This window comes from Vibrio sp. V43_P6S15P86 (assembly GCF_009904725.1).
In the GTDB taxonomy this organism is placed as follows: Bacteria; Pseudomonadota; Gammaproteobacteria; order Enterobacterales; family Vibrionaceae; genus Vibrio; species Vibrio diabolicus.
The window spans coordinates 1-11,154 of sequence record NZ_WXWT01000014.1 but is presented as its reverse complement, the minus strand read 5'-3'; the positions used below and the strand labels follow the sequence as shown (position 1 = coordinate 11,154).

At 45.4% G+C, this 11,154-nt stretch carries 11 protein-coding genes; 9 read left to right on the top strand and 2 right to left on the bottom strand.

The annotated features are described in order from the left end of the window. Nucleotides 1–86: 86 nt before the first annotated feature. Together CAG69_RS00905 and CAG69_RS00900 are read left to right on the top strand one after the other, a co-directional pair. Nucleotides 87–620, top strand: a complete 534-nt coding sequence (locus CAG69_RS00905; RefSeq protein WP_161442252.1) for a YbhB/YbcL family Raf kinase inhibitor-like protein — start codon at nucleotides 87–89, stop codon at nucleotides 618–620. A 21-nt stretch (nucleotides 621–641) separates the two neighbouring features. Then, nucleotides 642–1,421, top strand: coding sequence for a helix-turn-helix transcriptional regulator (locus tag CAG69_RS00900; RefSeq protein ID WP_161442250.1), 780 nt, complete (start codon nucleotides 642–644; stop codon nucleotides 1,419–1,421). Nucleotides 1,422–1,457: 36 nt separating this feature from the next. Here CAG69_RS00900 and arsB read toward each other — a convergent pair whose 3' ends face one another. Further along, nucleotides 1,458–2,513, bottom strand: a complete 1,056-nt coding sequence (gene arsB, locus CAG69_RS00895; RefSeq protein WP_005385145.1) for an ACR3 family arsenite efflux transporter — start codon at nucleotides 2,511–2,513, stop codon at nucleotides 1,458–1,460. An 85-nt stretch (nucleotides 2,514–2,598) separates the two neighbouring features. Further along, nucleotides 2,599–2,940 carry an ArsR/SmtB family transcription factor gene (locus CAG69_RS00890; RefSeq protein ID WP_005391232.1) on the bottom strand — a complete coding sequence of 114 codons (342 nt, stop codon included), beginning with the start codon at nucleotides 2,938–2,940 and terminating at the stop codon, nucleotides 2,599–2,601. 394 nt (nucleotides 2,941–3,334) lie between these two features. On the opposite strand from CAG69_RS00890, the gene CAG69_RS00885 reads away from it, so the two are divergent. The 7 genes from CAG69_RS00885 to CAG69_RS00855 all read left to right on the top strand — a co-directional run bounded on the left by CAG69_RS00885 (nucleotide 3,335) and on the right by CAG69_RS00855 (nucleotide 10,818). After that, nucleotides 3,335–5,092 carry an SgrR family transcriptional regulator gene (locus CAG69_RS00885; RefSeq protein ID WP_161442248.1) on the top strand — a complete coding sequence of 586 codons (1,758 nt, stop codon included), beginning with the start codon at nucleotides 3,335–3,337 and terminating at the stop codon, nucleotides 5,090–5,092. A 432-nt stretch (nucleotides 5,093–5,524) separates the two neighbouring features. Continuing rightward, entirely contained in the window at nucleotides 5,525–5,968 is a 444-nt protein-coding gene (locus CAG69_RS00880; RefSeq protein ID WP_005391226.1) for a PTS sugar transporter subunit IIA, read from the top strand. 12 nt (nucleotides 5,969–5,980) lie between these two features. Beyond that, complete coding sequence (locus CAG69_RS00875; protein ID WP_337247406.1) at nucleotides 5,981–7,405, top strand: PTS mannitol transporter subunit IICB; 1,425 nt, start codon at nucleotides 5,981–5,983, stop codon at nucleotides 7,403–7,405. 47 nt (nucleotides 7,406–7,452) lie between these two features. After that, complete coding sequence (locus CAG69_RS00870) at nucleotides 7,453–8,724, top strand: zinc-binding dehydrogenase (RefSeq protein WP_161442246.1); 1,272 nt, start codon at nucleotides 7,453–7,455, stop codon at nucleotides 8,722–8,724. 59 nt (nucleotides 8,725–8,783) lie between these two features. After that, the gene (locus CAG69_RS00865) at nucleotides 8,784–9,302 is read left to right on the top strand and encodes an MltR family transcriptional regulator (protein ID WP_161442244.1); all 519 of its coding nucleotides are present in this window, start codon (nucleotides 8,784–8,786) and stop codon (nucleotides 9,300–9,302) included. A gap of 9 nt (nucleotides 9,303–9,311) precedes the next feature. Then, nucleotides 9,312–10,046: a nucleoside/nucleotide kinase family protein gene (locus tag CAG69_RS00860; RefSeq protein WP_161442242.1), complete on the top strand. Its 735-nt coding sequence runs from the start codon at nucleotides 9,312–9,314 to the stop codon at nucleotides 10,044–10,046. A gap of 25 nt (nucleotides 10,047–10,071) precedes the next feature. Then, nucleotides 10,072–10,818 (top strand): phosphatase, encoded by a 747-nt coding sequence (locus CAG69_RS00855; protein ID WP_074189905.1) that lies wholly within the window; start codon nucleotides 10,072–10,074, stop codon nucleotides 10,816–10,818. The last annotated feature ends 336 nt before the right edge of the window (nucleotides 10,819–11,154 follow it).

Here is an 11,154-nt window from a genome sequence, read left to right as displayed (position 1 = left end):
GTTTTATCTTTTGTGATACTTCTTGATGTATCTTGGCTTGGGTTGATGCATAGTCTCGAATTGAACTCATTGAAAGGAAGAAAAACATGAAAGCGATTCACAAGTCTGTTTTGGCCCTTAGCGCTTTGGTTATCGGCTCTGCCCACGCTTTTGAACTGACGAGCAAAGATATTCAAGAAGGTCATCCAATGGCGAAGACATTTGAATATTCAGGTTGGGGATGTGATGGTGCGAACCAGTCTCCACAACTGATGTGGAAAGACGTTCCAAAGGGCACGAAAAGTTTTGCGATTACCGCGTACGATCCTGATGCACCAACAGGCAGTGGTTTTTGGCATTGGATAGCGTTTGATATTCCAGCCTCAGTTAACGAGCTGCCTCGTGGCGTTGATATCAGCAAGCTAGGCGGTAAGGAGTCTCGTATCGATTACGGTACTACTGGTTTTGGTGGCGCATGTCCTCCAGAAAAAGATGGTATGCACCGCTACCAGTTTACCGTTTGGGCGCTGCCGAGTGATAAGTTGAACTTGGATGAGAACACGCCAGCGGCGGTTGTAGGATTTACGTTGAATAGTGTTGCATTGGACAAAGCGAAGTTAACCGCGACTTACACTCGATAATTAAATACTTAAGGGGAGAAGATGGGGCATCAATATCAAGTGACGCTGTTTCGTGCGGAGCAGCAGCAAAAGCTACGTAACGTCAGGATTCACTCCCCGAGTATTATCCAGATCATTAAAGGGAGTAAGCGTCTGTTTTGGAAAGACGAAGCGTTTGATATTCTTCATCCTAACATCATGCTTTGTGAAGCAAACGCTTCGCTGAATTTTGAAAACCTTCCTCAACAAGGGCGTTTTCTTTCACGAATGTTCAGTTTTCACTGTGCACCTAGCGATGAAATGTTAGAGCTGAGTGTGAGTAATGCATTGGGAAATTACGTCCCAGCGGTGGAGACAGACAAAGCACTGCAAGCGACATTAAATGCCTTGTTTTCTTTTGAACGGGAAAGTTTAAGTGAAGCGACGCAACGTTATTGGATGATGGGGTTGTATCAGCAGTTAGCAGAGCGAGGACTATTGCATCGACTTTTCTCGAGTTCCAATACCTCGTTCAGTCAGAAACTCAGCCGCTATCTGTCACGCTCTCCGGGCGATGACCACCCTTTGGAATTTGTTGCTGAGCGCTTTGCTATGAGCCGAGCAACGTTGATACGCAAACTCAAGCAAGAGGGCACTCAGTATCGGGAGGTGCTGGCAGAAGTGCGCTTAAATCACGCACTCTACCTGATGCAAAATGGTTCATACAACGTTGCGTTACTCGCGCAGTTGTGTGGTTATCAGTCAGAGGGGCGTTTTAGCCAACGCTTTAAAAGTAAGTTCGGCCTAACGCCCAGCGAGTATATTAAAACGGTAGTGAGTTAATGTTTTACCGCTTTTGTATTTTTTGTGCTTTTTAGGTTAGCCATAATATTTGGCCTTCATTCGCAATGCTACATTCACCAAAGCAATCAATACAGGCACTTCGATCAGTGGACCAATGACACCAGCAAAAGCTTGGTCTGAGTTTAGGCCAAACACCGCGATAGAAACCGCAATTGCCAATTCAAAGTTGTTGCCTGTTGCCGTGAAAGCAATCGATGCGTTTTTGTCGTAGTCGATGCCCATTTTCTTACCAACGAAGAAGCTGACAAAGAACATCAACACAAAGTAGATAGCCAGTGGAATTGCTACACGGAATACATCCATTGGCAGTTCAAGAATCATTTCACCTTTCAAGCTGAACATCAGTACGATGGTCGCAAGCAGGGCGATAAGCGTAATTGGTGAAATGCGTGGGATGAACACGTCGTTGTACCATTGCTCACCTTTCGCAGCGACCAGCCATTTGCGGCTTAGGAAGCCCGCTAGGAATGGGATACCAAGGTAAATCAGAACACTTTCCGCGATGTCCATCATCGAGATATCAACCACGAAACCTTCGTAACCAAAGACTGGTGGCAACACAGTGATGAACAACCATGCCATCACACTGTAAGTCACGATTTGGAAAGCGCTGTTTAATGCAACTAGAGCTGCACCGTATTCTTTGTTACCGCCACCGATATCGTTCCATACCAATACCATCGCAATACAACGAGCAAGACCGATCAGAATGATACCAACCATGTAACCCGGATGATCACCTAGGAAAGTCAATGCAAGGATGAACATCAAAATAGGGCCGACAATCCAGTTCATGACCAAAGACAGCGTGATCGCTTTTTTATCTTTCGTCACTGTACCTAGCAGGTTGTAGTTCACCTTTGCGAGTGGCGGGTACATCATCAAAATCAAACCAATCGCTAGCGGTACGTTTGTACTACCAACTGACATTGACTCGTTCCATTCAGCAACTTGAGGGAATGCTGCGCCAATACCTACACCGATTGCCATTGCAACAAAAATCCACACCGTTAGGTAACGGTCCAAGAAGCTCATTTTGTCGCTGGCACTATTTAAAACTTGAGTAGTCATAGTGTTCTCTTATTCGTTTATCGTCGAAAGGCGATAGTTAAAGGTATAGTTTATCTCTGCACGCATGGAAAGCGCGCAACGTGTCTTAGCTAAATAAACCGGAAAATTGAGCGTTAAACGCGTTCAGTTTTTCACGTTGAATGCGGTAACAAACCTTTGGCGGGTTAGGTTCTGCACTGATAAACCCTGCCTGTTTTAGAATACGTAAGTGTTCTGATACGGTCGATTGCGCTAAACCTAACTCAGAGACTAAATCGCTATTTAAGCAGCCGCCCATAGTGTCTAAAGTGTGAAGAATATGCAGAATGCGTAAGCGAGCAGGATGAGACAGCGCTTTTGCTTGAGCTGCGAGTGCTTGCTCTTTATCCAGTTGTTTTTGTGTGGCTTCAAAAGCAATTTCGCATGTTTCGCTGCATTTGTTGCTCATGAGCAGACCTTTATAGTTAATCGTCGAATTACGATTAAGTGTACGTGTGCTTTTTCTAAGACGCAACTGTTGGCAGTAAAAAAGCAGAACTTAAAGATACGACGAATTGGGGGTGTGGTATCAGGAGCTAAGTTCTGCTTGGGGGTTAGGTTATGAGCAATTCTCTATATTTCCTGCTCGCCAAATCAGTATGGTGAAAAAAGGGGAGGCAAAAAAGAGAGTAGATTTCTTCGCTTTATTCCTGATAAGACCGAATTGGTGGGGTTTTCCTACAATATAGGGACGAAATGCTAGTAAAAGGGGAACAAAGTGTTTGGAAGTTTTCTTATTTTATTGCCGCCAAGTTCAGTAAAATACGCCTATTCAATGGCCTCCTAGAGTTAAGGTACGTACGGTGTCTGATCTCAACTTATTTCGTTATTACCAACGCTTGCTTTCGTTTAATGTTGGTGATGAAACGAAAACTACATTGCAAGAAATCGCCGATTTATTGTTTACCTCTCCTCGGCATGCGCGCAGCCTGTTATCGCAAATGCAGGATAAAATGTGGTTGAGTTGGTATCCGAAAGCAGGAAGAAATCAGCGTTCGACCCTCGTACTCAATATCGAGTTAGAGGCTTTAAAAGAAAGCTTAGCTCTCGCGCGTATTAAGCGAGGTAAGTATGAGAAAGCGCTTGCGATATTAGATGAGGATGAAGTTGCGTTTGGACGTTTATTGAAAACAACGTCAGGCGCATCGGTTCAAGAAGGTCAGCTCAACATTCAACTGACCTACAAACGTATGTTCGAGCGTGTGGTTCCACATCAACTGCAGCGAAGTAGTGAACGTTTTTTGCTTCGCCAAATTTATTGTTGTTTGGTTTCAAGCGATTACAACGGACAGGTGCAGCCAGAGTTGGCTCATCATTGGCGTTATGATGACCGCTTGTACGAATGGACATTTTATCTTCGTCCGGGTCTGACTTTTCATAATGGCAACCCAATCGATGCCGACACGGTGGTGAGTTTGTTTGCCAAATTGAGCTCTTTGGAATACTACGAAAAAGAACTGGCGCATGTTGCCAACATTACGGCACTTAATCCGTTGAAGGTTGTTTTTAAGCTTAACCGACCTGACTTGGGTTTTGCTGGACTTATTTCTGGCGTGAAATATGGCATTCAGCCCGTGAGTCAGGTGAACGTTGCTAACAACAAGTTGGTGGTGGGGAGTGGTCCATTTTCCGTCGTTGAGCACAGTGAAAACCGTTTGAAACTGCAAGCGTTTGATGGCTATTACGCGTGTCGAGTATTAACGGATTTTGTGACGATATGGATCGTCAACGATGAACAGATGGAAAATCCATCGCTTGCCGCAAACACATTGCAACCAGAACCTGATTCTGCTGATGACATGTGCAGCCACTATATGTCGACGCCAAACAGTGAAGTATCACCAGCGAGTAAACGCAGTCGAACGGAAGACGGTTGTTTGTTCGCACTGTTTAACCATCATGCAAAGCACGCTTTGTCTCAGGCCCAGCGCCGATACATCAGTGAATTGATTCAACCTGAACTGCTAGCTGACGTGATGCGTAATGAAAACATTATATTTGGAAGCATACCTGCTTATAACTTATTGCCTAACTGGAAACCGGTGTTGCGTCCATTTGGAGAAGCGGTCAAGTTGCCAAAGCTGATCACCATCGCAGGGTACAATTACACGGCACTACGCCGGTGCGCGCGAGCGATTTCTTCGCGTCTAAAGCATGCGGGCAGCCGAGTCGAGATCGTTATGTACTCCTACCGTGAACTGAGCGAGAAAGCCAAAAACGGTACGCTAGATGAGACTCTGGTTGTAACCAATATCAACTTGGACGATAACCGTCATGCGTCTGCGTTTAGCAACTTCTTTAGCAATGCTGTGCTTTACCACACTTTAGGGGCGCAAAATGCGGCGTGGTTGGATGCTCAAATGGAAAATGTCCGCGCATTCTCACCGCTTGAAGATTACCTGAGCGCGTTAGAGCCGATTGCGTCCACATTGATTAGCGAATATTGGATTGCACCGATGTTTCACCATACTCAGACGCTACGTTTTCAAGGGGTCTTGGAAGATGTCGCACTCACAAACTGGGGATGGCCAGACATACGATCCGTTTGGTCTGCGGACTGATCAAAACCGCCTGAATGGCGGTTTTTTTGTGTCTGCAATTTGGTGAAAGCCAGTGACGTTTTTATTTTTTCTAGCCAACAAGTGTGATGCTTATCTACGTTTGAGCGCGAGTGATCAAGAAACGGCCCGAAATGAACTTTGAAATTAATCACGAATTATATCGAGTCAATAGGTCTAATGTGATCTGATTTAAATAATGTAACTTTAAGAATATTTTCGAGAAGGTGATTGTATTCAAAATTCGTCTATTGACTTGTTGCTCAAATAAAATTTGTAGATTTTTTACGTGTGGGATTTTTGAGCTCTGTCCATTTAAACAAATTGACAGGCTTTAAAGTGTGACTCGAAGCGCAAAAGTAGCTCGGTTGCGCGGTTGGGACTCTGTTATTGATAATTAACCCATCAGATGACGAACTGTTGATAGGGTTAAATATGTTGTACGAGTTAATCGACCACGAACTAGTAGATGTAATTAATGATCGCGCTTACCAATGGCAAGATGCGGTTAAAAAGACCACTCAATACCTAGAAAATAAAGGTTACGTCTCCCAGCATTATGCTGATGCAATCATCCGTTCAACGGAAGAAAACGGTCCTTACTATGTGTTATGCCCTGGATTGGCAATGCCTCATGCCCGACCTGAAACAGGTGTTTTAAAAACAGGCTTAGGCATCCATATTTTCCCATCACCTGTTGATTTTGGATCGGATCTCGGTCCGGCCAATATTCTTATTACCTTAGCTGCGAAAGACTCTGATACCCACATTGAGGTGATTCAAGCGTTGAGCGAGATGTTTGTGGATGAAGAGAACATTGCAAAACTGGCACAAGCCTCTTCCAAAGAACAAGTGCTAGACATAATAAAAGCATACTAAAAGGAACATAACGTGAAAGCAAACATGCGAGCTAATGTGCAAGCCTTCGGAGGTCATTTGACCGCCATGGTGCTGCCAAATATCGGAGCCTTTATCGCTTGGGGCTTTATTACTGCACTCTTTATTCCCACGGGTTGGATGCCAAACGAAGCCTTTGGCGAACTCGTGGGACCCATGATCACTTACTTGCTGCCACTTTTGATTGGTTACACCGGTGGTCAGATTGTTGGTGAAAAACGCGGCGCGGTAGCGGGGGCTATCGGTACGATGGGCGTGATTGTCGGGGCTGATATACCGATGTTTGTTGGCGCAATGATCATGGGCCCACTGAGTGCTTGGGTTGTGGTGCAAGTGGATAAACGTATTCAACACCGCATCCCTTCTGGTTTTGAGATGGTGGTCAACAATTTTTCGTTGGGTATCGTCGGTATGTTGTTGTGTTTGTTCGCTTACGAGATTGTTGGCCCTTCAGTCACCGCAGCAAACTTATTTGTGAAATCAGGCATCGAAGCCTTGGTGGCAACGGGATTCCTTCCTATGCTTGCGATTATCAACGAGCCTGCGAAAGTGCTGTTCCTAAACAATGCTATCGACCAAGGTATTTATTACCCACTAGGCCTGCAAGCGGCCGCAGAAACGGGCAAGTCCATCTTCTTTATGGTGGCGTCTAACCCAGGCCCAGGTCTTGGTATGCTACTGGCTTACGCGAAATTTGGTCAGGGTTTGTCTAAACGCTCTGCGCCAAGTGCCATCATCATTCACTTCTTTGGTGGTATTCATGAGCTGTACTTCCCATACGTACTCATGAAACCAATCATGATTGTGGCAATGATTGCTGGTGCGGCAACAGGCATCGCAACCTTCAACCTATTCGATGCAGGCTTGGTCGCGGGTCCAAGTCCAGGCTCTATCTTCTCTTACCTTGCTCTTACTCCGAAAGGTAGCTTCATTGCGACCATCGCCGGTGTGACAAGTGCAACGATTGTCTCCTTCTTAGTAGCAAGTGCGATTCTGAAAGTGAGCAAATCAGAAGAAAAAGAAAGCGAGTTTGAGAAATCAGTTTCTGACATGAAAGAGATGAAAGCGGAAGGCGCAGTTAAGCCAGTTGCAGCTGCGACGACGCAAGAGCCGAGCAAACCAATTTCATTTGTCGCATTCGCATGTGATGCGGGTATGGGCTCTAGTGCAATGGGCGCATCGACCTTCAAACGCAAGCTAGTACAAGCTGGGATAGAGATTGAAGTGAAGAACTTCGCCATCGAGAAAGTCCCGAGTGAAGCCGATATCGTCGTGACACATGAGAGTTTAGAAAGCCGCGCAGTCAACGCGACAGGTTTACCAGTCGTAACGATCAAGAACTTCCTCAACGATCCAGCGCTTGACGAGCTGATGGATAAGATTAAGCAACAAACGGTCGCAACTGAGCAACCAGCCTAACAATGCAGTATGGGGCGGAACCTACCGCACCATTTAGGAGAGAAATCATGGTACAAACAACGGCAGCGGTTATCTGTGGTGAGAAAAACGTTCAATTAAGAACCTTTGATTTACCAAACATTTCAGCCGATGAACTTCTGGTTAAAAACATTTCAAACAGCATTTGTCTATCCACTTACAAAGCAGCATTGTTAGGTAGCAAACACAAACGCGTTCCTGAAAACATTGACGAAGTGCCAGTGATGACAGGTCATGAATACGCAGGTGTGATTGTTGAAGTTGGTGAGAACCTAAAAGATCAATACAAAGCAGGCGATTACTTTGTACTGCAACCAGCAATGGGTTTGCCTACTGGTTACTCAGCGGGTTACAGCTACGAAACCTTTGGCGGCAACGCAACGTATTCCATCATTCCTAAAATCGCTATCGACTTAGGTTGCGTTTTGCCTTACCACGGTGACTACTTTGCAGATGCGTCTTTGGCTGAGCCAATGTCTTGCATTATCGGTGCGTACCATGCGAGCTACCACACCACGCAATACGTGTACGAGCATGATATGGGCATTAAAGAGGGCGGAGCGTTGGCGCTGCTCGCTTGTGCTGGCCCAATGGGGATTGGTGCGATTGACTATGCGATTAACGGACCTGTAAAGCCAACGCTGGTGGTGGTTACTGACATTGATGCTGCGCGTTTAGACCGAGCTGAAAGCCTCATTCCCGTTGCAAAAGCCAAAGAGCAGGGCGTAGAACTGCACTACGTGAATACCGCTCAAATCGACGCTCCGGTCGCGTATCTCAAAGCACTCAACGGTGGCAAAGGCTACGACGATGTAATGGTCTACGCGGCGGTTGCTCAAGTGCTAGAACAAGCCGATGAGCTACTTGGCAATGATGGCTGCCTCAACTTCTTTGCTGGCCCAACGGATAAGAATTTCAAAGTGCCGTTTAACTTCTACAACGTGCATTACGAATCAACGCACATTGTGGGAACGTCCGGTGGTTCAAAGGGTGACATGGTGGAATCTATCGAGCTTTCCTCACAAGGTAAGATCAATCCATCGTTCATGATCACCCATGTTGGTGGCTTACAAGCTGCACCCCATACGATTTTGAATCAGCTGGATATTCCGGGCGGTAAGAAGTTGATTTACCCGCATATTGACCTGCCATTGACCGCGATTGATGATTTCTTATCGTTGGCAGACCAAGACCCGTTCTTCGCTGAATTAGACGCAATTTTGAACGCTAATAACTATGTGTGGAACGCACATGCAGAAAAAGCGTTACTTGAGTTTTATGACGTGAGCTTAACGGTTTAGTTGCAACGAATTTGTGTGGTAGCCTTTGCGCTGCCACATAATGGAGAGGTCATAATACGTTGTCACGTGAAGACGAATTACTGGAGAAACTGGACGAGTGCGAAAATGCGACTGCGTTTCTTCAGGTTTCTAACAAAATAATTAACCTCAAGTTAAAAGCACTGCTTCCGAAAGTGTTCGTTCAAGACGACCTTGTGAAGGAGTATGCTGTGGATCCGTTATTGAGAGAAGATGGGCCATTGGTCACGACCGATGTTGTCTCCAAGTTGATGTTTGCGATGGGCAAAATCTCTTTGGAAACTTACGCCGATATCGGATTGTACGATCAGGTCTTGGAGTACGTGGTTAGCCAACCTGAGAAAGTCGAATTCGCGGATGACGTGATTTACGATTTCATCAAAAACCAAGCGGTACTCTCTTCTCAGCAAGACAGCTTTTATCTTGAGTCGATCAATCAGCTTAAGTTCTCTTCGTTTGAGTCCTTTTCGCAAATGAGATACGAATCTCTCATCAAAACAGTGTTGAAGCTGTCATGTGAAATGTTGATAGAAAGAATCGAAGGGGAGATCAATCAATAAGGGTTCACCATGAAAGTGAATTTAAACGTCAGTGGTTTTGAAACCGAAGCTACCTTTCCTGATGCCGACGTAAAACGAATCCATCAGCCTCTTATCGAAAAGTTTACCCGTCTTTATCATGAGAAGCAGGAACGCATAGTGGTGTTCTTGTGTGCCCCTCCGGGCAGTGGCAAGTCGACACTCGCTGCGTTCTGGGAATATCTCTCTGAACATGATGAAAGCCAAGAGCCACTTCAGGTTCTGCCTTTTGATGGTTTTCACTATCCGAACGAAATCCTCGACAGCAACACCATTGAACGTAATGGTGACATTGTCCCTCTGCGCAGCATTAAGGGGTCCTATCAAACATTTAATCTGACGGAGCTTATCGACAAGCTCAAACAGCTCAAAATGAAAGATACAAAATGGCCATACTACGACCGCAATTTGCATGATCCAGTCGACGACGCCATTTTGGTAAATCGCAATGTTGTTGTCGTTGAGGGGAATTGGTTACTGCTTAATGAACCGGTGTGGAATGAACTGCATCGTTTGGCCGATTTTACCGTCTTTGTAGATACACAGCCTGAGTTTCTACAAGAGCGTTTAGTCAATCGTAAGATTCGTGGTGGTACAGAGCCAGAAGCTGCATTGGAGTTTTATTTGAACTCAGATGCCGTAAATGTAGATAAGGTTTTAAATCACTCAATTCCAGCGGATCTCACGCTGTTTCTCAATCAAAACGGTTCGTTCGAAATTCGATAATTCGTCCACAATTTAGGAGGTCACCATGGATATCGTCGTTGATAGCCACACCCATACTATTGCCAGTGGACATGCCTACAGCACCATTTTAGAGAACGCATTGGCAGCCAAGAATAAGGGGCTAAAACTTCTTTGTACCACCGATCATGCTCCCGAAATGCCAGGAGCCCCTCACTACTGGCATTTCAATAATCAAAGAATTTTGCCCCGCTTTTTACACGATGTAGGTATTCTCCGTGGTGTCGAAGCCAACACGCTGAATGTGAAAGGGGAGATAGACTTACCATCGTCTTCTGACCAACATCTTGACTGGGTGATTGCGAGTTTCCATGAACCCGTATTCAAGCCCGCAACCGAAGCTGAGCATACTGCCGCTCTGATAAATGCGATTAAAAGCGGCAGAGTGGATGTTCTCGGTCACTTAGGTAACCCAAATTACCCATTCGATATGGAACAGGTGCTGCGCTGTGCTAAAGAGCACAATGTTGCGGTTGAAGTTAACAATACATCTTTGACAGGCAAAAGCCGTAAGGGCAGTGATTCTCGTTGTGATCGAATTGTCGAGCTGGGCAAAGAGATTGGCGTTTACTTCAGTACCGGGTCTGATGCGCACTTCTGTGAAGAGATCTCCAAGTTAGATTTGGCGATTGCTTTGCTGAAAAAACACGGTGTGGAAGAAGAGAAGATACTCACTACGTCGACGAGCCGATTCTTGAACTTCTTATTGCTGAGAGGTAAGGCCAGGATTCTAGAGTTTAAGGATTTTTACTAAGTAAAATCCCAAACACATTAAACGAAGTATTTTCTTATACAGCCCTAAAACCCGCCAAGCTGCGGGTTTTATTCGTTTTGGGGAGGCGTAGAACAGACAACGCGAATGTCATTTAAAGCGTGAAAAGAAGAATCAATGAAAAAGGGAACGAAGGCCATAATTCGAGAATATTATAGGACGAGCGGGAATTTTATTGCTCTTAATCAGTCATAAGGTTATGAGCCGCTTTTTGTGTTCCGCTGTTCAATAACGAGCGATAACAGGCGAACAAGTAGGGACTGAGCTTCAGGAGACAGCAAGCGTGCAACGGCCATTAGATCATCCGCTGTTACGTGT